The organism is Alteromonas sp. ABH4_452 (assembly GCF_056311825.1).
The window spans coordinates 1,091,678-1,115,089 of the sequence record NZ_CM149973.1; the positions used below are offsets into that span (position 1 = coordinate 1,091,678).

Annotated in this window: 16 protein-coding genes; 10 read left to right on the forward strand and 6 right to left on the reverse strand. The window is 44.7% G+C overall.

Annotated features, from left to right (window positions below):
- Positions 1 to 231 precede the first annotated feature (231 nt).
- The 3 genes from ACYX4N_RS04730 to ACYX4N_RS04740 all read right to left on the reverse strand — a co-directional run bounded on the left by ACYX4N_RS04730 (position 232) and on the right by ACYX4N_RS04740 (position 4,418).
- Positions 232 to 1,560 carry an APC family permease gene (locus tag ACYX4N_RS04730; protein WP_476055762.1) on the reverse strand — a complete coding sequence of 443 codons (1,329 nt, stop codon included), beginning with the start codon at positions 1,558 to 1,560 and terminating at the stop codon, positions 232 to 234.
- A complete protein-coding gene (locus ACYX4N_RS04735; protein WP_476055763.1) occupies positions 1,557 to 3,257 on the reverse strand; it encodes an amidohydrolase in 1,701 nt (566 codons plus the stop codon). The genes ACYX4N_RS04730 and ACYX4N_RS04735 overlap by 4 nt, the downstream gene beginning before the upstream one ends.
- A gap of 126 nt (positions 3,258 to 3,383) precedes the next feature.
- Positions 3,384 to 4,418 (reverse strand): serine/threonine dehydratase, encoded by a 1,035-nt coding sequence (locus tag ACYX4N_RS04740; RefSeq protein WP_476055764.1) that lies wholly within the window; start codon positions 4,416 to 4,418, stop codon positions 3,384 to 3,386.
- 204 nt (positions 4,419 to 4,622) lie between these two features.
- Here ACYX4N_RS04740 and ACYX4N_RS04745 point away from each other — a divergent pair, with 204 nt between their 5' ends.
- Both ACYX4N_RS04745 and ACYX4N_RS04750 read left to right on the forward strand, forming a co-directional pair.
- The gene (locus ACYX4N_RS04745) at positions 4,623 to 7,601 is read left to right on the forward strand and encodes a putative bifunctional diguanylate cyclase/phosphodiesterase (protein WP_476055765.1); all 2,979 of its coding nucleotides are present in this window, start codon (positions 4,623 to 4,625) and stop codon (positions 7,599 to 7,601) included.
- A gap of 11 nt (positions 7,602 to 7,612) precedes the next feature.
- Complete coding sequence (locus ACYX4N_RS04750) at positions 7,613 to 7,987, forward strand: PH domain-containing protein (RefSeq protein ID WP_118492099.1); 375 nt, start codon at positions 7,613 to 7,615, stop codon at positions 7,985 to 7,987.
- Positions 7,988 to 8,074: 87 nt separating this feature from the next.
- Here ACYX4N_RS04750 and ACYX4N_RS04755 read toward each other — a convergent pair whose 3' ends face one another.
- Entirely contained in the window at positions 8,075 to 10,288 is a 2,214-nt protein-coding gene (locus ACYX4N_RS04755) for a S9 family peptidase (RefSeq protein WP_476055766.1), read from the reverse strand.
- A 70-nt stretch (positions 10,289 to 10,358) separates the two neighbouring features.
- Here ACYX4N_RS04755 and ACYX4N_RS04760 point away from each other — a divergent pair, with 70 nt between their 5' ends.
- From ACYX4N_RS04760 to ACYX4N_RS04795, 8 genes are all read left to right on the forward strand, one after another.
- The gene (locus ACYX4N_RS04760) at positions 10,359 to 10,982 is read left to right on the forward strand and encodes an NAD(P)H-binding protein (protein ID WP_474857447.1); all 624 of its coding nucleotides are present in this window, start codon (positions 10,359 to 10,361) and stop codon (positions 10,980 to 10,982) included.
- 153 nt (positions 10,983 to 11,135) lie between these two features.
- A complete protein-coding gene (locus ACYX4N_RS04765; protein WP_476056417.1) occupies positions 11,136 to 11,924 on the forward strand; it encodes a tRNA1(Val) (adenine(37)-N6)-methyltransferase in 789 nt (262 codons plus the stop codon).
- 13 nt (positions 11,925 to 11,937) lie between these two features.
- Positions 11,938 to 12,426: a YgjV family protein gene (locus tag ACYX4N_RS04770; RefSeq protein WP_474857448.1), complete on the forward strand. Its 489-nt coding sequence runs from the start codon at positions 11,938 to 11,940 to the stop codon at positions 12,424 to 12,426.
- Between the two features lie 303 nt (positions 12,427 to 12,729).
- Entirely contained in the window at positions 12,730 to 13,302 is a 573-nt protein-coding gene (locus ACYX4N_RS04775; protein ID WP_476055767.1) for a hypothetical protein, read from the forward strand.
- Positions 13,280 to 15,505, forward strand: a complete 2,226-nt coding sequence (gene bcsA, locus ACYX4N_RS04780) for a UDP-forming cellulose synthase catalytic subunit (RefSeq protein ID WP_476055768.1) — start codon at positions 13,280 to 13,282, stop codon at positions 15,503 to 15,505. The genes ACYX4N_RS04775 and bcsA overlap by 23 nt, the downstream gene beginning before the upstream one ends.
- Positions 15,502 to 17,778 (forward strand): cellulose biosynthesis cyclic di-GMP-binding regulatory protein BcsB, encoded by a 2,277-nt coding sequence (locus ACYX4N_RS04785; RefSeq protein WP_476055769.1) that lies wholly within the window; start codon positions 15,502 to 15,504, stop codon positions 17,776 to 17,778. The genes bcsA and ACYX4N_RS04785 overlap by 4 nt, the downstream gene beginning before the upstream one ends.
- Positions 17,772 to 18,878 (forward strand): family 8 glycosyl hydrolase, encoded by a 1,107-nt coding sequence (locus ACYX4N_RS04790; protein WP_476055770.1) that lies wholly within the window; start codon positions 17,772 to 17,774, stop codon positions 18,876 to 18,878. The genes ACYX4N_RS04785 and ACYX4N_RS04790 overlap by 7 nt, the downstream gene beginning before the upstream one ends.
- Entirely contained in the window at positions 18,875 to 21,340 is a 2,466-nt protein-coding gene (locus ACYX4N_RS04795; protein WP_476055771.1) for a cellulose synthase subunit BcsC-related outer membrane protein, read from the forward strand. Before ACYX4N_RS04790 ends, ACYX4N_RS04795 begins: the two co-directional genes overlap by 4 nt.
- A 39-nt stretch (positions 21,341 to 21,379) precedes the next feature.
- On the opposite strand, the gene ACYX4N_RS04800 is transcribed toward ACYX4N_RS04795, so the two are convergent.
- Both ACYX4N_RS04800 and ACYX4N_RS04805 read right to left on the reverse strand, forming a co-directional pair.
- Entirely contained in the window at positions 21,380 to 22,690 is a 1,311-nt protein-coding gene (locus tag ACYX4N_RS04800; protein WP_476055772.1) for a choice-of-anchor A family protein, read from the reverse strand.
- Between the two features lie 183 nt (positions 22,691 to 22,873).
- On the reverse strand, positions 22,874 to 23,284 hold the full coding sequence (locus ACYX4N_RS04805; protein ID WP_014950746.1) for an ExbD/TolR family protein: 411 nt from the start codon (positions 23,282 to 23,284) through the stop codon (positions 22,874 to 22,876).
- Positions 23,285 to 23,412: the final 128 nt, after the last annotated feature.

Sequence of the window (23,412 nt, forward strand, 5' to 3'; positions counted from 1 at the left end):
AGATAATTACCCACTCAGAAGGCGCTGGCAAGTTTCCTAGCGAAGCGTGGGAATGCAGGAATGGCTGTTCCCTTTCAAATTTCCAGAATGAAGCTAGGAAGCTTGCCAGACCTTCCCGAAGGGCGAGTTTAAAATGTCCGTACTCTTTGTTGTGTCACCTTGATGTAGAGCCACTATACCTTCGGTAACACGCCGCGATTACGAACATTTTAAACCTCGCTGAGAGGGTGATTATCTATGCGGATTGGTATAACGCGCAAAATAGAGCAGTGCGCCAATAGCTAATTCCCCTAATAAAAATAACCATGCGTTAGTTGACGATTGTGCAATAGACCATGCGCAAACCGCTAATGCAGCAAAGGGTATCAAACGTTTTAAAGGGTTTATAGCGTTAGCGGATGAGCCTGTAGAACTCCCTCGTAAATAAGCCCTCTGCGCTTTCATTAGCACCACTACACACACGGCATACACTACAAGCCGGGCAAGCACACTTGAAATTGCCAGCCATACAAAACTGCCGGTAAGCGCCATGGTCCCGGCAAAAATCCCTAATATCGTTATGGAAACGGCTGGAGTAGCAAAGGTCGAGTGAACTTCACCTAGCTTATTACCTAGTCTACCGGGAATAAGAGACTGCTGCGCCATAGAGAACGTAAGCCGAGAGGTAGATATCATGTTCGCCAATAGGTTACCGGCAACCGACACCACGGCGGTAAATGTCATAACAAGCGCTCCGGTTTCGCCAAATATCACATTAGCAAGGGCAATAAGTGGTGCGCTATCCGGCTTGGCAGGCCCTACGGTGTGCCAATAAAGCCACTGCACGCAAAAGTAAAAGATGGCAATGCCTGAAACCGTAAGCATCAACGCCCGAGGAATGGTCTTTTTCGGTGAATTAGTCTCGCCGCTGGTTACCACTACCGTCTCAAAGCCAATAAAGGCGTAAAGTGTAAGTAAAGCACCTGCAGATATAGTGTCGAATGCAGGGACAACGGTAGCCGAAGAGCTTGTCAGCGCAGTAGAAAAGTCTAGCTGCCAATAACCCACAACAATTAGCGCTACAAATGGCACAAGTTTTAGCACTGATATAGTATCAAGCGAACGCATAGCGGCCTTAAGACCAACAATATTCACTACAATTAATGCTGCTGTCAGCCCTATGATTGCATATGATTTTCCTGCGCCTGTATTAAGCTCGGGCCACATATAGCCTGCGTAAAGTAACAGAACGTGCATATTAGCGGCAATTGCCGTGGCTCGAGCCAAGTAATACACAAACCCCGTTTGAAACGCGGCTGCATTGCCAAAGCCTTTTTGGGCATAAATGACTGGCCCGCCAGTCTCTTGATAGCGCACAGCTAACTGCCCAAAACACCAGACGATGGCCAGCATAAGTGCGCCAAAGATTAAAAAGATGTAGGGGCTGAAAGCACCAAGCTCCGCGGCCATTTTAGCGGGCAGTGCAAAAATGCCTGCCCCAATGAGCCCATTTAATACCAAAAGGGCGGCGCCAATGCCGCCGATCCCTTTGGTTAATAGGCTTTTGTTTTCGCTATTCATTTAGAGAAAACTTCTTCTCCAGCCACATAGGTGGCGTGAACTTCGGTTTTCCAAATATCTTTAGCGTCTATGCTGAAAATATCTTGGTCTACCAAAATGAAATCAGCCCACTTTCCTGGTGTTAAAGTACCTAACGTATCTTCCATATGCCCTGCGTAGGCTGCATCTAAAGTAAACCCTTTGAAGGCTTGCTCGATAGTTAATGCTTCGTGGGCATACCAGCCTTTTACTGGTTGGTTGTTTCTGTCTTGACGTGTAACCGCAGCGTGAAGACCGTAAAACGGGTTAGCAAGCTCTACAGGAAAATCTGAACCTAAGGGTAGGGCAATGCCTGAATCAAGTAGCGTTTTCCATGCATAAGCGCCTCTCATACGGTCTTTGCCAATGCGATCTTCTGCCATGTTCTTATCGCTGGTGGCGTGAGTAGGCTGCATAGAAGGTAATACCTTTAGCGACGCAAAGCGGGCTAGGTCGTCAGGCGCTATAACTTGCGCGTGTTCTATGCGGTTGCGCAACTCGCTGCCGCCAATATTTTTAAACGTGGTTTCAAACTCGTTTAGCGCAACATGATTCGCCTTATCGCCAATAGCGTGATAGTTAAGCTGGAAGCCCGCACCAATAACCGTGGTGAAAAGTTGGGTCATATCTTCTGGTTGAGTTAACAGCAATCCATGTTGATGGGGCGCATCGGAATACGGTTCGAGTAATGCTGCCCCCCGACTACCTAGCGCACCATCGCCATAGGCTTTCACTGAACGAATATACAAAAAGTCGTCTTCATCACGAATTGCACCGTTGCTCAACATGGTTGATAGTTCGGGGTCAGTCGCGCTCACCATTGCATAAATACGTACAGGTAAGTCGCCTTCTACCGCTTCTTTTAAATAGAAGTCGTAAACGTCTCTGCCCACACCAGCATCGTGCATTGACGTAATGCCATTTGCTAGTAAGTGCTCACCTGCGGCATTCAATTGCTGCTCGTATATCGCGTTACTGGCTTTCGGTAAGTGTTCTTCAATTAACAGTGATGCGTTATCGATGAATACACCAGTAGGTTGGCCGTTAGCATCCTTAATAATTTCACCGCCAACAGGGGACTGGGTGTCTTTTGTGATGCCAGCTAGCTCCATGGCTTTTGTGTTAACCCACGCCGCATGACCGTCCACTCGAGTAAGCATTACAGGTTTATCAGAAACAACTTTGTCCAAATCAGCAGCTGTTGGAAACGCTCTGTCAGACCATAATTCTTGGTTCCAGCCGCGCCCGGTAATCCAAGCTTGTTGTCCGTTTGCGAAAGCGTATTCGGCAACCATTTTAGCTGCGTCTTGCGCACTTGTACTTTCTCGCAAGTTTACTTCTAGTAAGTTTGCTCCTAGGCCGAGAAGGTGACCATGAGCGTCGATAAGACCTGGCAGCATGACTTTACCTTCGCCGTCTATGGTGCCATCAACAGAGGTTTTACCTTTATCTACATCTAGTGCAACGACCTTACCTTCGTCCAAGAGAAGATTTTTAAAAGTAGTGAGTTCACCCTTTTCATTTAAGGTGTAGCCTTTTACGTTCTCAACCAGGGTGGCTGCCTCAACACTAAGCGCAGTGGTCATGGCGGCCAGTGTTGCCGCTGTGGCAAATGTTGATGCGAGTAGTTTTGAAAGCGAATGCTTTTTAAATGTCAGCGTAGACAATGTAGAGTTCATAGTGAGTTTCTGCCTGTTTGTTTTTCTATTCTTAGTATTAAATCGTACTATTCGCTTAAGTTCTCTTTAAAACGAAAAAAGCGAAATACCGCTTTGCTAAGTCTGAGCTTGGACCTGCGACTATGCCTAAGCGTCTTTAAGTTCTTCTAATTCGTCAGCGTCTTCAAAATCCAGGATAGGAGGCTGCAATAAAAAGTCTCTTTCCCAAATTTTTGCCATATTCGATTGGCTAATGTTGCCACCACTTAATATTACAAGAGCGGTTTGCCCAGGTGGAGTGTTCGCCGCCCAAGCTGCTACAGCGGCCATCGTCATTGCACATGTTGGCTCAATATGAAGCTTTAGTAGGTGGTGCAACCATTGCGTCCAATAAGCAATTTGTAGCTCGTCTACTTCATAAAAATCGTCAAGCTCCTGCAGTATAGGAAAGGTTACATCGCCCACTGAAGGGGTGGCTGCGCCATCAGCTAGCGTATTTGGCGTGTGCTGCAGCGATACTATCTCGCCCGCCTGTAGCGACATGGATGCGTCGTTTGCCTCAGCGGGTTCTGCGCCTATAACCAAAGCATCGGGCTGCAATTCACGGGTTGCCAGCAAGGTACCAGATAGCAGACCGCCGCCGCCGCAAGGTGCAAAAACGGCGTCCACATCGCCTATTTCATTTAACGCTTCTAATGCCACTGTGCCTTGCCCCGCCACTATGTCTTCATGATTGAACGGCGGTATCCATACAGTGTCTGGTGCTTTTGATGCTTGCTCAACCGCTGCGTCGGCCTCTGGGCGAGTAGGATACAACTTTAATTCTGCGCCATAGCTTTGCGTTGCCGCAGCTTTAATTGGCGAAATGGTCTCGCTCGCGAAAATCGTAGCGCTACAACCGAAATGTGCGGCTGCATAAGCAACAGCTTGAGCGTGATTTCCAGAGCTATTGGCAACCACATGTTTTGGTAGGCGGCCTTCCTCTTTCAAACGTGCCAGAAAATTCATTGCGCCGCGAATTTTGAATGCCCCAATGGTTTGTAAGCATTCTGCTTTAAACAAAATGCGGTTGCCCATCCATTTATTCAGTAACGAAGATTCTAATATTGGTGTTTTCTTTACGTCGTTCTTTATGCGTTCATAGGCTTGTTTTATATCTTCAAAATTTGGGGAGTTACTCATTAAGAAACGCTCTTTTAATTGTGTGTTTTTAACGCGTTAAAGTAAGCATGCCTTTTTTCGCGCTAAAGAAAAAATTAAATCTATACACTGCCAGATACTTTTCAATTACGCCAGTGTGCTGAAACTTAATCGTGTATAAGGCAATTCATATTTATTTCATAATTCTACTTTAGTCTAACTGCGCCAGTTTCCGGAGATAGGCACATGTTAAGCAAACTCAATCATCGTATTTACGCCTTACCAACGGTTTTGTTTCTCTTTCTCACTTTACTATTCGTTTCTGCGGGCGTTTTTATTCAAAACGACGAACGCCAAGCACGTATTTCTAAAGCCCAGTCAGTAGCAGAGCAGGTAAAGATAAGCCTAGAGGTATTCTCGAGTGAACGCATTCAAGCGCTGCATAACCTCATGCAAAACTGGCCAACCTTTGAGCCAAACCAAGTAGACTGGTTTAACGCGCAGGCCCTGTCATTGATGGGTATGCAGCGTGGTTTTTCATCGCTGGTGTTTGTTGATGCTAATGGGAAGATAGCGTGGGTGGCCACGCCATCTTCCGGCATTAAAACCCGCATAGACAACAGCTTAGTTGGTAAGCCTATGGAAGCGTTGGGCCTGAACATATCGCGCTTTTCTGAGGACTTGGAAAGTACGCTTTTGTATTCAGAGGCCGTAAAACACCACTTTATCATTATGGGTAGATCGATAAGCCCTCAGGAGCCTGAGCATGGCTTTCTAGTGGCGAGTTTTGATGTACAAACTATTCTAGGCGTGATGTTAGGCGAGTTAGTGGGGCCGCAGTTTAATTTTCAGCTCAAAGCCGACAATCAAACCTTATTTCAAAGCGGAGAATTAGTACAAGATGGCACTATTGTGCCGCTTGCACCGTTTACATTTCTAGAGCGGGACTTCCTCCTTACCATGCAGTCCCAGCTTAGCCCTTACAACGCAGGGCTTTTGATTATGCTAACGGGCTTATTAATGTCAGCGCTGGTTAGCTATGTACTACACAAACAATTAAAGGGTGCCGTCAGTTTATCGCTTAGCCATCAGCGTTACTTAACAGCCAGCGAAGCTTCTTTAGATGCTTTGCTTATTTACCAACCTACTGAAGGCGATTTTTCACTCGTCGAAGCCAATTCATATACCCGTTATCTGTTTCGTGGGGCGTGTGACGTACTGCGATCCATGACATTGGCGGAGCAAATGCGGTATTTAGGGTTGGGTAACGAATTTATAAATGCGCAAAACGTATATAAAGATGGCGTACCTTATGAATCGCATATCGCTATTGAAAGTGATCAAGTTAGCCCAGAATGGATAAAAGTTCAGGTGGTAAAGGCGGGGGAAAATATCGCCTTAACAATTAGGGATGTTACCGAGCGTTTTCGGGCCCAAAATGATCTTAAACGCAGCGAGGAAAAATACCGTCGCTTAGTTGATGGCATGCACCGTCACTTTGTTTACACCAAAACTGTCGAGCATAACTTTATGTATGTGAGCGCGGGTATTGAAAAAATTTTAGGGTTTAGCGCCGAAGACTTCTGTGCGAACGAGTCGAGATACGTACGACAAGTACCTGACGAGACCTTTGAAATACGCCAAACCATTGCCCGTGGCGAAAAGCCCGAGCCTTATGTTGTGCATTATCAAGGCAAAGTAGGCGAGCCATTAGCCATTGAGTTCTCAGACACCCCTATCCTCGACGAGCAAGGACTACTCGTAGCCGTTGAAGGCATTGCCCGCGATGTGACGAAAGAGCTAGCGCTGCAGGAAGAAGTGTATTTTCAAGCAAACCATGACCAGTTAACCGGGTTGTTTAATCGCTACGCGTTTGATGAAAAACTGCGAGAGATCCTTGATGAAACGCATAAAGAAGCTGTTCAGCACAGTAGCCAAGAGGCGTTACACCAAGTTGGTTTTAAAAAAGTGGCAAACATTAGCTCGCCTCGCGCTTACCACAAGCAAAGCGTGATGTGCTTTATCGATATGGACCGTTTCAAATTGGTTAATGATAGCTGTGGTCACCCCGCGGGCGACAAGCTTTTAAAAGAGATATCTACAATATTCAGACAATACGTAAACGGCCAAGACTTGCTTGCCCGAATAGGTGGGGATGAATTCTGCATTATATTTCGCAATCAAAGTTTGGATGAGGTAACAAACCGCCTAGACAAGTTATTGGTGGCGATTTCAAATTATCGTTTTGTTTATGACGACAAGTTATTCTTTGTAGGCGCAAGTATCGGCGTTATCGAAATCAATGAAAGTACACAAAGTGCAGAAGCATTGATTAAAGCTGCAGACAATGCGTGTTACAAAGCCAAACACCTAGGTCGAAACCGTTACTTTGTATTTCATGATAACGACTCGCAAATGGCCATTGACGACAGCGAAAATCAGGTTCTACATGCTTTACACCACGCGTTACAAAACGATGGTTTTGAGTTGTATAGCCAAGCTATTATGCCACTTAACGTGCCTAGCCAAGATAAGGCTGCCCAACAAGAGCATTACGAAATTCTGCTGCGTCTAAATGCAAAAGATAGCGGCCTTATAAGCCCGGGGCTTTTTATTCCATTGGCAGAGCGCCACGGATTAATGAACAAAGTGGATATGTGGGTGGTAGATAACACCCTTAAAACTCTTGAGAGTAACCCAGCTCATATTGATAACGTTGGCAAGGTTGCGATTAATTTATCTGGGATTACACTGGGCGATGAAATGGCGCTTCACAACATTACGAAGCGCATGCAAAGTACCTCTGTGCCAGCTGAGAAGATTTGCTTTGAAATAACAGAAACAACGGCGGTAACTAACTTAAGTGCAGCTAAGCATTTCATTTCTACCTTACGGGCCCTCGGCTGCAGCTTCGCTTTAGATGACTTTGGTGCAGGTATGTCCTCGTTCACCTACCTTAAAAACCTTGATGTTGATTACGTTAAGATTGATGGTTCTTTTGTGCGAAACATTGTTCACGATCCAATTGATCATGCTACAGTTACTGCGATTAATAATATTGCGCACAGTATGGGTAAACAAACGGTAGCTGAGTTTGTGGTCGATAACGCGACCGCAGAGGTCTTACAAGAGCTTAAAGTGGACTATGGTCAAGGCTTTGCTTTAGATAAACCTAAACCGCTGGCGCATAGAGTTCAATGGCGAGTTAAACTTGCCTCTGCCTAAAGGAAATGATTATGGGTTTATTTGATACCATCATGGGTAATGCAAGCGAGACAAGCGCTTCGGACGTACAAGAAGAGCTTACGCCAATACTCGCAGCTAACGAGACCGTTACCTCCGCGTTTAAACTAGTGCGCGATTTAAGTGTTTTCACGAACAAGCGCTTAATCCTTATCGATAAGCAAGGCCTAACCGGGCGCAAAGTGAACTATCACTCCATTCCTTACAAATCTATTACCCAGTTTATCGTTGAGACGGCAGGGCACTTTGATACTGACGCCGAGCTTAAAATTTGGTTGTCGGGTAAAGCTGACCCTGTTGAAATTGAGTTAAGTGCATCGTCTGCTCAGGCGGTACAGCAAAACCTAGCAACCCAGATGTTTAGCTAGTGAGAATCAAAAAGACCAAATAAAAAAGCGATGCTTTCACAAGCATCGCTTTTTTGTTTATTACAACTTGCCTAGGCCCTAACCCGATTAGTCTTTCAAGTTACGGTTAAAGAAGTTAGTAATCGTTTTGTATAAGTGAATGCCCGTTTGCTTACCACGAATACTGTGCTTCTTACCTGGGTAATCCATGGTTTCAAATGGAATCGCCAAATCTTGAAGGTGCTTGTATAGCATGGTCGAGTGCGTAAACAATACGTTGTCATCTGCCATGCCGTGGTAAATCAAAAGGTCGCCTTTCAAGTCTTTTGCGTAAGGGAATACTGAAGATGCTGTGTAGGCATCATCATCTGTATTAGGGTTACCCATATAGCGCTCGGTGTAATGAGTATCGTACAAGCGCCAGTCGGTAACCGGCGCACCTGAGACACCCGCTGCGAAGTAGTCGCCCGCTTTGAACATAGTCATAAGCGTCATGTAGCCGCCATAGCTGTGACCGTGAACACCGATACGCTTAGCATCAACATAAGGAAGTGTGCGCAAGAACTCTACGCCCGCAACCTGATCGTCTACTTCAATAAAGCCCATTTTTTTGTAAATAGGATCTTCAAAGCTTTTACCGCGATAGTTAGAGCCACGGTTATCTAACGTGAATACTACGTAACCTTGGTCAACCCAGTGTTGGAACAGCAAACCACGGTTACCCGCCCAGCTGTTTGTTACCACTTGTGCGTGTGGACCGCCGTAAAGGTAAACAATAACAGGGTGCTTCTGTTTAGGGTTTTGCTTAGCGCTGTCTGGCGTGTAGATGCGATACTTAAGCGTTGCGCCATCCTTAGTGGTAATGTCACCAAACTCAGGTGCCGTCCAGCTGTCCATATAAGCGTGTAGCGGGTGGCCTTCTTCAACCTTATTTTCTTCAAGCCAAGTAATTCGCTCGCCGTTTGCACTGTTTAAGCTTACCTGTGCAGGGGAATTGATAGTTGAAAAACGGTCAATAAAAATTGAAGCATCTTTGCTAAACGCAGCACTATGATACGCGCCTAACTCAGTTACGCGTGAAATCTCGCCGCCATCTAAGGGTACGCTGTAAACATGACTTTCTAGCGGCGTATCTTTGCGACCAGAGAAATACAAACGGTTGTTTGCGGTATCAATAGCTTCAACACTGTCAACAACCCAATCACCTTTGGTTAATTGCTTAACTAACTTGCCGTTGTTGTCGAAAAGGTAAAGGTGTTTAAAACCGTCGCGCTCAGACGCCCAAATAAATTGGCCTTTTTCTTTTAGAAAGTAAAGGTCGTTGTGCAGGTTTACCCAGGTATTACTTGTTTCTGTAAGCAATACGTTTTCTTTTTTACGGTTAAGGTCGAATGCGCGAAGCTCTAAGGTTTGCTGATCTCGCGTTTGCCATTGGTAAGTAAAGGTAGTGCTGTTTGGCATCCACTTACCGCGAGCAAAATAAATGTCTTTATCTTCACCTAAGTCAACCCAGGTACGGTCGCCTGAGTCGATGTCTTGAATAGCCAGTTCCACTAACACGTTTGGTGTGCCCGCTTTCGGGTATTTCTGTTCGATAAGCTTGATGTCGTCAGCATAGATTTCAGAGCGAGTAATTACATCTACCGGGCTTTCATCAACTTTGGTAAAAGCAATTTTAGTCTCATCTGGTGACCACCAGTATCCAGTCATGCGGCCCATTTCTTCTTGGGCTACAAACTCAGCCATACCAAATTTTATGTTGCCGCCGCCTTCTTTGGTAATCGCTGTTTCTTTACCTGATTCAATGTGCTTTACATAAAGGTTCTGGTCGCGGATAAACGAAATGTAGTTACCTTTTGGTGATAATTTAATATCGGTTTCAAACGCTTCGGTATCTAGAAGCTGTTTTGCGCCTTTTTCACCTAGCTTGTGATAGAAAACGTCTCCGCCCAGCGGGAACAACAATGCTTTACCATCGTCGGACCATTGGTAGCTAACAATGCCGCTACCAGATAAGCGCATACGCTCACGTCGCGCTTTTTCTTCATCAGACAGCACTTCTTCGCCGCTTTGAAGGTCGTTTGAGTCGAACAGCATGCGAGTTTGACCGCTTTCAATATGGTATTCCCATAAATCTAGGCGCTCGTAGTCAGTTTGCTTACCTTTTAAGAAGGTAACACGTTGGCCGTCGGGGGATACTTTCAATGAACGTGGCGCATTGCCATCAAGTGAAGGAGAAGAGAAAATGCGCTCAATAGTGAGCGTTTCAGCGTTTAAAGCAGTAGAGAGCATAGCGGCTCCAATTAAAAGGGCTTTTTTCATTTTTATCTGCATATTTGACTGTCGAAGGTTTGATTGTTGTTATATCAATTTATGATACAAGGTGCGACGTATGAAATCCGCAATGGTGCTAGGAGCGACAGGTTTAGTAGGACGAACGCTTGTAAATATGCTGTTACAGGACAGACGATACAATGAAGTAACCTGCTTAGTCAGAAAACCGCTTTCTTCTAGCATGTTTAACGACCCCTACAACAGACTAAAGCCTGTGGTTATCGACTTTGACAACCTGCAAGACTACCAAGGTTACTTCAGTGTAAACCATGTTTATTGCTGCCTGGGTACTACGCTTAAAAAGGCGGGGTCTAAGCAAGCCTTTCGCCGTGTCGACTTCGAGTACGTTCACGTAGCGGCGCAGCTTACCCGCGCTCAGCGCGCAGACAGTTTTGTATGGATATCTTCAGTTGGCGCTGATGCTAAAAGCAGTAACTTTTACTTGCGGGTGAAAGGAGAACTGGAGAACGCCATTATGCGTATGCCGCAATTACCCCATGCCTCGGCAGTTCGACCTTCATTACTACTGGGTGAGCGCAATGAATCGCGAACGCTAGAAGACATAGCGCAGAAAACGGCGCCTATATGGCAAAGCATAATGAAAGGCCCGTTAAAAAAGTACCGACCTGTTCATGCCGTGGATGTGGCCAGAAATATGATGTCGCTTCAGCGCTGGAAATAGACCCGGGGGATGAGCGTGTACAATATATGTCACCAGCTTAACGTGAAGCGCAACCGAACTTGGTATAGAATGCGCGCCTTTTAATGCACCAGGTAATATGACTTCTCCATGTTCCGCTGTAAACAATTCACCGTAGCGCAAGATAAATGCGCCATGAAAGTGAACACCGACAGCCTAATTTTAGGAAGTTGGGCTAAGCTTCGTGCTGACATTAGCCGCGCCCCGCGTATTTTAGATATTGGTACCGGCAGTGGCATTTTAGCCCTAATGATGGCGCAAAAAGCCGAAAGCTTTTTTCCGTTAAATCATAACAATGATGCACCTCAAGTCGAGGCTATCAAAATTGATGCCATCGAAATTGATAAGGATGCAGCGGCGCAGGCAGCAATTAACTTTGAAAATTCAAAGTGGGCAGGGCAGCTACATATCCACAACTGCGATTTGGCGGGGTTTGAACCAGCCTATTTGTATGACACCATTATTTCCAACCCGCCGTATTTCGAATCGCCAGCGAAACTTTCTAATGCCTACAGTAAGCAAAGCCACAATCGTTCAGTAGCAAGACAAACATCTACATTAAGCCCAGATGATCTTTTTAACGCTAGCAGTGCATTATTGATAGAAAGTGGACAAATGTACTGCGTTTACCCTGCGTCGATGGAAACTGACATTATCAAAACCGCCGCTGGTCATGGCTTATTGCTGGAAGCGATGCTTTATGTAAAGCATACATCGGATAAAGACCCTTACCTTTGTGCATTTCGCTTTAACAAAGTAATGAAGAATGCTGACGGCGGACATGCAGATTGCACTGCGTATGCAGACCATCAGCTTTTTAACACAACAGTTACGAATGAAAATGCGCTGGTTATTAGAGACCATGAGGGTAATTACACAAATGAATACAAAGCCCTTTGTCAGCCTTTTTACCTTAAATTTTAATGAGCCGATATAAATGAATATAGTTGCAGAAGGTTTTGGCGCGATAGCCGTTGTTTTAAATTTTATTGGGTATCGCCAAACCAATGTCGACAAATATTTGCTTATTTCAGCGTTTGCTTTGAGTGCATTAAGCGCTCATTTTTTTATGTTGGACGCTATGGCCGCTGGCATTGGTACATTGCTCGCAAGCGTGCGTAACTTTATTGCTATTAAACACAGAAGCAATGCTATTTTGTTTTTCTTCGTAGCAGTGAATCTTGGCTTTCTCGCCTATGAATGGTTTGTGTTAGAGCACAGTTGGATAATTTTTATTGCCTATGCGTCGTCACTTATTTTTACCGTAGGTTCACTAGTTATTCGAAACACACATACCATTAGAAAAGTGTTTCTAGCGGCTGAAACATTAGGGCTGTTATACGCTTTATCCGTAGGCAGTATTTTCGGTACTGTTTTCAATATCAGTAACTTGATCAGTATTTTAAGTAAGCTTAGAAAGCCTTAATACTCTTCTTACCACACTTATCTAATCAATTAGTCTAATTTAGCCTACTTTTAGCTCGAAAATTGAGCTGTTTTGGGCTTTCAAAGCGCCTGATAGCACTCCTCCAAACGGTCAGGTATTGGCATGTCAATCTTCTCTACGCCTTGTTTTCAAAGGCTTATACCAAAGTTTAATGAGCTAAAGTCCAATTTTCTTTTGCGTATGTAAGCGTATCATTATCAATCAGTAAGTATGGTTTCAGCAATTTTTCCTCCGGATGTGCAGAAGTAGACTTGTCGTGTAGTAGTCAGGAGAGCGTGCGCAGTGAAATTAGTCGATAACAAACAACAAATTAATCAAACTGATCTGCTTGAGCAGTCTTTTCAAAGCGCTATCAACAGCGGTTCTGCGGTAAATGTGTTTGAACGAGCACAACATTTCAAAAATACAGCGCCAGCTGGCAACAAGCCGCGTTTGGTAGAAGTAAGCACCAGTCTTGAAACAGAGAACCTTTGGAAAAAGCGTCTTAAAATGCTACTGGATGCGGAGAATAATCTTATAAAAGTTATACGTTTACGTAAAATTACTGCTATATTTACGGTCCTGAGTATCGCTATGTTTTTATTTTCTCTGTACGTGGCTCCTTCCATGTCTCCAGCAGTTTTCTACAGTTTAATTGCTGTTGCTGCTTTCGGTTTGGCGACCTACCCAGCATGGTTCCTAGTATCGAAAAGTAATAGAAAACGCAGAGACCATATCTCTAGCTTGTTCTACAAAAGCAACCACGAAGTTGAGATTGTTGACGGAACCATGAAGTTAATAAACAGGGCGAACTATGCAAGTGTAACTCAAATACACATATTGGATCGCAAACTTGGATTATTCACAAACCCATAGACATCACTATACCTCCAAGCTAATTTTGTTGCTTCTGGTAGCCTCTTGTTTGTTAGGAGGCTTACTTTTAGCGCCAATGGACGCACTAGGCCAACTATTGGCCTCTATTACTATCCTGGTTTTCATTTCTCTTTGTAGTAAAGAAGCGCGTCATACTCAGAAATACCAGCATTTATTCCGCATCTTTGCGCTCGTTTTGGCCATAGCACTTAGCGTAAGGTATTTGCTGTGGCGAGGTATCTATACACTCACCTATTCAGATATTTTTTCGATGATTGCAGTATGGCTGCTTTTCGCAGCTGAAATATATGCGGGTATCACTTCGGTATTAGGGGCTATTGTTAATGCTTTCCCGTTAAGTCGACCATTGCTTTCATTAGAAGGTATGGACAAATCTGCGCTGCCAAGCGTAGACGTTATGATCCCAAGCTATAACGAAGATGAAGAGATATTAGAGGTCACGATTCGTGCCGCACAAATGTTGGACTACCCAAAAGATAAGCTTCATATTCATCTGCTTGACGACGGTGGTACAGATCAAAAAATCAACGCAGATAACCCTATCTCGGCAGCGTCAGCCAGACAGCGTCGACAAGACTTACAATCACTTTGTTCGCGCTTAGGCATTACCTATCACACTCGGGCGAAAAATGAGTTTGCTAAGGCGGGCAACGTTAATAGTGCAATACAAAATACGACGGGAGATTTGATTGTAATTCTCGATGCCGATCACGTGCCTACTTCTGACTTTCTCGACAGAACTGTCCCTTGGATGCTTAAAAACGAAAAGGTGTTCTTAGTTCAAACCCCTCACTTTATGGCTAACCCAGATCCAGTAGAGCGCAATTACTTTTCAGCGTTTACGCGCATGCCTTCAGAGAACGATATGTTCTATGGCACTATTCAAAAGGGGCTAGATTATTGGGGAAGCTCATTTTTTTGTGGCTCAGCCGCATTAATGCGTCGAAAGCACTTGGATTTGGTTGGCGGCATTTCTGGTGACTCTATTACCGAAGATGCAGAAACCGCGCTAGACCTGCATAAAATGGGCTATGAGTCTGTGTATGTTGACAGACCTATGGTAAGCGGACTTGCTCCTGAAACCTTCGATGCGTTTATTCAACAGCGTATGCGTTGGGCGCAGGGAATGACGCAAATTTTACTACTTAAAAAACCATTTAAAGCGGAAGGTTTAAAGTGGTACCAGCGGGTGGGCTACATGAGTTCAATCATGTTTTGGCTGTTTCCTTTCGCCCGCATTATCTTTTTACTCATGCCTTTAGCATATCTTGTGTTCGGGCTTCAGGTTTACCATGCCTCTATACTAGAGATATTCGCGTTTACACTACCCCATGTGTTCGCAACTTATATGATCTCCACAATGCTCTTTGGGCGAACGCGATGGCCCTTGGTATCCGAACTTTACGAAATATTGCAATGCGCATTCACATTAAACGCATTAGTGAAAGTTTTCTTGAAGCCTCGAGCCCCCTCTTTTGTCGTAACGCCGAAAGGAGAAAGCTTAGAAAAAACCTTTGTATCGCCGCTTTCTAACGTTTTTTACTGGGGAATACTTCTTATTACTTTCGCGCTAGGGTGTGGAGTTTATAAATTAATAACTGAACCACTAACCCGAGAGCTTACGGTAGTCGTATTGCTTTGGAATGTCTTTAATTTAATTTTATTGCTGTCAGTGTTGAGTGTTCTACTCGAGCGAAAACAGGTACGCAGCCAAGCTCGGTTGCCAGCCACCAATAGTGTAGTAATTAAAACTAAAAGTGATGAAGCTTGGGTGGGTGACTTAGTCGACCTTTCATTAGGTGGAGCAAGGTTGCGATTAAAAGGTAAAGGAGCATTCGTTCCCGAAAAGGCAACACTTTCTTCATGGAGTCATGCTTTAAATAAGAATGTACATATCGCTATTGTTGTACTGAACTACGATAGCAAATCTAAAATACTAAGAGTTCGTTTTGTTCCCGAAACGGACGAACAAGAAAACGAAGTCATCGCCTTCGCTCTTTGTGACAGCTTGCGTTGGTTATCGTTTCAACGTCGCAGAACCAGACCCATTTCTTACTGGTTTGGAGCTAAACACGTATTAAAAGTTGGATTAAAGCCAGCTTTATTGCATATGCTTGTATTAATAGGCAAATTCGCCGATAAATTAGGTCTATTGCCTAAATCGGTAAAGGACAAACAATGATTAAAAAATACTTTATCTTCATGTTGTGTTTGTGCGTATCATGCAGCCTCGCGGCCCAAACCGATACTTACAGGCTAACAGAGTTTTTCGGCGGTGACGAAACCCTGCGCCTACAAGGTAAAGCGGCAACGCTAGACATACCTATACCTCTTAGTTCGCTTGCGAAAGTAAACAGCGCTCGACTGCGGTTAGAGGTAATGAGCTCCCAAGCGTTGATCAAAAAACGCTCTCAACTTTATGTTAGGTTCAACAACGCGACTATCGGTCAGGTGGCTTTTGACCCTCAAAGGCCGTCTTTAGTCTCTGAGATAGAAATACCCCAGTCTCTTTGGCGAGCAGGCTTTAATTCACTGACGTTAGCAGTAAGCCAGCACTATGCCGAGCAGTGCGTAGATGGCAGTGCGCCAGAGCTATGGAGTGAAATTAATGCCTATACGTCAACGTTACAATTAGATACATCAATCGATAACAAACCTTTTAAATTAGAAGATTTAAGCGGTTTCTTTAATCCAGGCATTGGCGGACAGAGAGACGTACAGCTTTACACTGCACGCGAGATCGAAAGTGAGCTAAAGCAACAAACTTTGCCTTTAGTGGCACAAGCTCTAGCGCTTAGAAACCAATACCAACCGTTAATTGTAGAGCATGACACCTTCGATGATGGTTATGTTTTGCCTCAATTAAAAGAGACTGAGGATAGCTATTGGGGTGAGGAAAACGTAGCGCGTTATGAACGCACTGCTTGGTATTTGGAACGAAAAGAAAAGCAGCCCGTTCACGTATTAATTGGCACCGTAGATGCTTTATCCCCTGTGTTATCTGACGAAGTAATAAACGATATTGACGGTGCATTTTTGAAAACCCAGCGAACTCCAGCGTTTGTAAAAGATGGTGAAGTAATTGTACCGGCGAGCTATCGGCTTATTGTTAGTGGCACAACACCAACTGAAGTGCTTGAAGCGGCAAAAGCGTTGGCGGTAATGGATGACGCTATCAATCCAGTCTCTCAGGTCACCATACTTTCCCAAACCCAAATGAAAGCAGACACGCTTCAGCGCAATTTTGTATTGGCTCCTGATAATCATTACACACTTCAAGATTTAGGCGTGTCCACATCGCAATTTAGAGACGAAGGCACCTTCAACAAACGAGTATCGTTTAGATTGCCCGCTGACTTTTACGTACCAGAGAATGCCAGCGTTAACTTGTTCTTAGATTTTGGTTATGGCGCGGGTTTCGGACCTGGCTCTGTAATGAATGTGAGCGTGAATGATGAGTTAGTTCACGGCCTAGCGCTTAATAATGACAACGGCCAGTCGTTTAGGGATTATCAACTCAGGGTGCCGGCACGCTTTTTCAAAGGAGGCATCAACAATGTAGACTTTGATTTAAGTTTACGCGCGCCACTTGCGGGAGTGCCCTGTGACGATGTTTCAGGCAAGCATTTAGTTTTTCAGCTGGCCGATTCTTCTGCTATCGAATTTCCGGATGCAGGAAATGTTGCTGTGCAGCCGAATTTGGCATTATTGTCTGAAACTGCCTACCCGTTTGCACGATTTAAATCGGCACCTGTTTCCACAATTGTCATTCCATCAGATAACTATCTAGGCACTGCGCTCACGCTAACGGCTAAACTAGCTCAAGTAGCGCAGGTTCCTTTGTTAAACCTTCATATAAGAGAAGGAAATGACGTCTCTACCGATGGCTCTGCTATTGTTTTAGGCACGCCAGAAACCCTCTCACAAATTGAGCAAACCGAATTTAGCACTGCGATAGAAGCAACAAAACGCTGGTCTTATCGATTGCAAAATAATTTGTACAACCGCATACGTACGCTTACTGACGACATGTCTTTCAAGGTAATGCGTGTAGATGGGCACACAGTACAAGAGAGTGATTTAGGTGAACAGGCAGTGTTGACCGCCCAAGAGCATCCAACTTCATCCCAGACGGATACTATGTTCATTATTGCCGCGCAAAGTCCTGAATTGCTTCAGGCGAGAGTTACCGACCTGGTTAGCTTGTCAATGTGGGGGCAAATGGCTGGCGACTTCTTTGCTTGGAAAAATGCTTTATCGCCATCTTTGGTTATGCAAGTAAGCGATAAATATGAGGTTGGCGAAGCTGATGATACTTGGTTGCACTTAAGGTTATGGCTATCTAATAACCCGTGGTATTGGCTAATAGGTTTCGTAGCTATAGTGTTTGTGGTGAGCTTGTTTATATATCTATTATTAAAACGCAGAAACAAACAAGTACAAGATTCATGGTAAATATACATAGCGTTTTAAGAGCAACATTTTTATTCGGTATCACGCTTTTGTTAATGTCATGTTCTACTGAAGAAGATAGCGAATTTAAGTCTCAGTACATTGCGTATAAGGCGCTGTTTATTGATGGTGGGCGGGTAGTTGATACCGGAAATGATGAGGTATCACATAGCGAGGGGCAGGGGTACGGCATGCTCTTTGCCGTTGCCGCAAACGATAAAGACACCTTCAACGCACTGTGGCATTGGACTAAAAGCACACTAATGCGTGACGACGGCTTGTTTAGCTGGCGCTATCGCCCTTGTATTGATAATTCAGCCGCTTGTATTGATGACCCTAATAACGCCTCTGATGGCGAAATTCTTATCGCGTGGGCGTTATTACGTGCGAATGAACGGTGGGGCGTAAGCAAGTATCTGGAAGATGCTAAAGCAATTGTGGGTGCTGTCGAACAGAAGTTGTTGATAACCAACAGCAACAGCGTTGTATTGTTACCTGGTGAATACGGATTTACGTCCGAACAAGCAGGCAATAATAGTTTGCAGCTGAATTTGTCTTACTGGGTTTTTCCCGCTATCACTGACTTAGCGAGAATATCGGCTACGCCCGCACGCTGGGAGAAACTCTATAATTCGGGGTTAGCTTTGCTGTCTAAAATGCAATTCTCTTCTTATGAATTGCCAAGTGATTGGGTGCGTTTTACGCCCAACAATACTGACTCAGACAATAACGATATTGGCACAGTAAGCTTAGACAAGGTGATATCGCCCGAATTCGGCTTTAATGCCATCCGCATTCCACTGCAGCTTTCATGGTCAACGCAATTTCGTGAAAACAATCAGCTAATCGAGAAGCTACTAGCGCCATATTATGCATGGTGGGCTGTTACGCCTACGCCAGCTACTATCAACCTATTAAGTGAGGAAACAGCTGAGTACGAGATGTCTAAGGGCATGAAGTCGGTTCAGATTGCGGTAAACAGCTTAATGAAACCAGAAGCGCCACAAAAACCTAATTGGCCTTCTATCGACCGTAACATGGATTATTACTCTGCAAGCCTAACGCTGCTCTCTATGTTAGCGGTTTTGGATAACGCATCGTGAAAGAAAGGTTTACACGCACGTCACTCTGTCTAGCCATCGGCGCATTGCTCACGTCCTTTGGGTCGATGCAGGCGTACGGGCAAACTAAAACAACCTACAAAGAAAAAGATCTAGGCATACTTCCGGCACAACAGGAACAGCCCGATTTAACCGGGCTTTGGTATCACATTAACGAGCAACAGATTACGCGAGCGAACGAAGAATTTACGCGCTTAAAAGCCCGTTACCCCCAGTGGAAGGTGCCAGAAGAAGTCGAAGCTGAGCTAAATAGAATTAATGGCCGAGTTAAAGGTACTATTACGCCTGTAGTTTCAGTACCGAGAGTAGATAAGTCAGGCAAACCTGAGGCTGACTCTATGCCCAATGGTTCGCTCGAAACACCCCAAAAACAGGTTGCCAAACCTGCCTCAAAAGCGCTTCCACTAGAGAGGTTTGCGCAATTAACGCCTAAAGCTAGAGCGACAACGCCAAAGCAAAAAGTAGAAAGGCTTGTTGCGTTAAGTAATCAGTTAAAGCGCACTGACTTTTACTTGCTCATGGGGTGGACTGCTATCGACAAAGGCATGTTAGAGGTCGCTAGCCAACAGTTTACTGCAGCTTTGCAATCGTCTGTTCGCGATATCGATAAACAATCAGCACAGCAAGGTCTTGACAGCGTTACAGGTATCAAGCTCCAGCAGGCGTTGACGCTGCGTGATACAACAAGGCTGGCACAGTTTCTTAAGTCTGACGACAATGGCTACGTAAAAGAGATACTACAAGGCGCGGCGTGGCAGCAATATGATTTAAAAAATTATGACTTTGCCGAAGCGCTGTTTAGTATAGTAGAAGATAATGAAGGCCAGTATCTGGCACTCAGCGCGCAAAACAGCGATGTTGCTGAGCAAAACGCTTTCGACTTGGCGTGCAGTATTGATACAGAAGTCTTCATCAGGCGCTGTGCAGATGGCTTGGCTAGTCGACAGGCCCAGTTTTACGATACAAGGCGTTACAAAGAAAGTATACAAGCTGGCGAAGCCCTCGGACGTTTGCGGCCTTTAAGCATAGAGGAACGTGCGTTAATTGGCTGGGCTGCAAAAGAAATACAAGATATTTCCACCGCAACGGCGGCATTCGAGCAAGTGCTATCGAAAACGCCAACCAATACGGTTATTGCGAATGAATTGGTTTCATTGAATCAAAGTAATGACGCTACATTAAATCGCTTGGCCTTAAAACACAGTGCAGTGAAAAGCATTTTGCAAGCGCGCACGATACGCAACGCGTGGCCTAGAAAACAATTTTGGTTAGCTTATCAAAACGACGACCCACAAGCGGTTACCGCACAAACTAAAGAAGGCCTAAGTGCAGTTTACGGTATAAATACCCGCAGTCGAAGTGGTGGCGAGGGGCTTGGGAATTTTGATGTATTGTCACAGTACATCGGCATTGGCAGCGGTTATAAAAACTGGCTTTGGCAAGTTTCATTAGACTACAAACAGTTCTACAGTGGTTCTCCTCAAGCTGGTGACTGGTTCGGTGACAGGCAATTAGAAAGTGCATCTTCGGGCATAAGCGGTTTCGAAGACACAGGTGTTCGGGCTGAAGCCTATTATCAAGCGCCAGACTTCAACTTTTACGCGAATTTGGAATATGCCATGTTCGAGCAACCCGTTGGCGCTAAAGTAACCGGGCAAATATCGGCGACCAAGTTTTTAGCAAATACAACCGTTGCGGCTACGCTATTTAGAAAAGCGAAAGAAGACAGTCTATTGAGTCAGACCGGAACTTTTTATGCCAACCGCGCGCAGTCTTGGGGCTATGTGATAGAAAGCGGTATTCGTGGATTGGTCGCCCATTCCATTGCTGACAATATGTCGGTTGCGGGAACTGCACAAATAAGCCGATTGGAAGGCGAACTCGTTGCTGATAACAGCGCGCTATCGCTTCGTGGTGACGTGAGCTATGACATAGCGAGTTATGTATCTCCTCGCCTTGATTATTGGCGTGTAGGGCCATTCTTAAGCTATACGAGCTACGATAAAAATTTAAGCGGTTTTACTGTAGGCAACGGAGGCTACTTTAGCCCGAGTCAGTTTTTCAGTATTGGCGGCTATTCTGAGCTGCTAACCCTAGAGGCACATAATTGGCAGGTTAAACTGCGTAGTTCACTTGCACTCTCTCGTGTTAAACAAGACGATGATTTACGTTTTCCAACAGGAGAAGCGTTTCGTCTTGAAGACTTAGATGAGACCCTTGGAGAAAACTCAGACACGGGTTTAAGCGGCAATTTTATGGCTGAAGGGCAATATCGTATTAACCACAACTGGATTGTGGCTGGCTATATTGGAAAAGCGTTTGCGGTTGAATATCAAGCGTTTGAAGCGGGTATTCAGATAAGGTGGCGACAAGGGCAGGGTAATGGTGTAACAAGCGATGAGCTTTTGCTGTCTTCGCCAAGATTAAGCGGCTTTGCTTTGTAAAGCCGCTTTAATTTGAAGAGTAATTTCTCTTTTTAAGCGTTAATTCGCTTTTCTACGTCTAGCCAGCATAAAACAACCCGCACCAAATAAAAGGGCGATTGAAGCAGGTTCACTAACGTTAATAGCGCCAAACTGATAGTTATTTATTTGTCCTGTTGGCGCGACGTAGGTTTTGCCATCGTCATTAACCAGTTCTTTGAACGGCGTTTCCAAACGATTCGCAATAACGTTGCCGTCCACATGACCATTGTAGAAACTTAGTTCTGCATATGGCGCCAACACACTACCTTTTACGCCAACACTGTGCAGGGTGAGATCTTTAGCATCAACGAAGTTAAACAAGATGTTGTTGGTATAAAGGCCATCATGACGTTGACCTTCATTGTTATCATTGTCTCTATACTGGCCATTTTCTGTAAAGTATTCGTTTTCCTGCGTAAATGCAGTATTGAAGAAGCCTGTATTAAACAGCTCTACCGTATCCCCATACACATTGATAATGTTATAGCTAGTGGTAGAGAAATCGTAAACAATGTCTTTGTCAGCTGCGCTGAACCAGTCAGAGCTAATCGAATAGATATTCACATCATCGGAGCCGGAAAATACGATGGTGTCGAGAGTATCAATATTACTGTCATTACAACTGACTAACGCATTTGGATCTGAAGCGTCGGTGCAGGTCAGTGTCGTTGTTCCATTCACGCTCATCGAGGCAAAGTCTTGAGACTGCGCCGTTACTTCAGTTGCGATGGAATTAAAATCGAGATTGTCGACGTTTACTGTATTACTGGAAGACTGCATGGCGCTCCCAGTATAGCCAGCATTATCCACGGTGAGCGTTGTACCGTAGGTTATGGAGCCATTCACACCCGCTTCACGGATGGTAACGGCTTGCTCAGACTGGATGTCCCCGTTATTAACGCCAGCCTTCTCTAATGTCACGTCACCTTTACTGAATATACCGCCATTTTCCACACTACCGTAGGTTACTGTGGTAGCACTGGTACTGTTTAGTGCTCCATCGAACATTACGCTATTAGCAGTAACCATACCTGAAACTGTGGTTTGTCCTGCGTGAACATGGCCTCGGGTATAAGAAAGATCGCCACCTACATAAAGTGCACTAGAAGAAAGATCGGTAGGGAGTAGAAGACCTACATCAAAGTCTTCAACCGTTAGGTTTCCACCTACGGCTAACGTACCTTCAACGTCAGAACGCTCACCTTCGTAATCTTCAAAGATGAAAGCGTTGTAGTTAAAGGCTTCGCTTAATTCGATTTTTGCTGCAGACACCTGGGGTGCTGACATTACTGCTGCAAGTACAGCAGTGTAAATAAGTTTTTTGTGCATTTTGGCTCCAGTGACATCCGAGTCTGGAACCGAGTTTCAACATGGTTTATCCAGACACACCGAATGGTACGATCTGAACAAAATTCGTGCGATAGCACAAGAGATACTTTGGTATAAGAGAGGATACGAAAAAGCCACCCGAAGGTGGCTTTTACTTAATTTGTATTTGATTAATAAAGCGTTTTAGCTGCTCTTTTTAACCAAAACAGATACTTTGTCGATACCAGCAATTTTAACTTGGTTCATCACTTCAACCACTGTGCCGTGCTCGCTGTCTTCGTGAGCCTGGATAGCAGCAGAATCAGTGTTGTTTTCTGCTAGGTATGTTTGCGTGTTCGCAACCACACGACGAATATCAACCTCACGGCCACCCATCATGATAGTGCCATCAGCATCAATACGGATAGAAAGCGCTTTAGAAGGCTTGTCGTTTTTCGCTTGATTATCTTCTGGACGGTTTACGTCTAAACCTTTCTCTTTCACGAACGAGGTCGTTACGATGAAGAAAATCAACATGATGAACACGATGTCCAACATGGGGGTCATATCAATCTGAGCCTCGTCTTCAGCCGAGGTATGCTTCTTTCTTTTCATCTCGTCTTCTTTCTTCTGTTACGTTCGAGCCATTTAGTATACTGCTTGTTACAAAAATATACAGACTTTTGTATAAAAACAGTGTGCTCATTAACACTTGTTGTTGAAAAAATACTCAGTTTCACGGT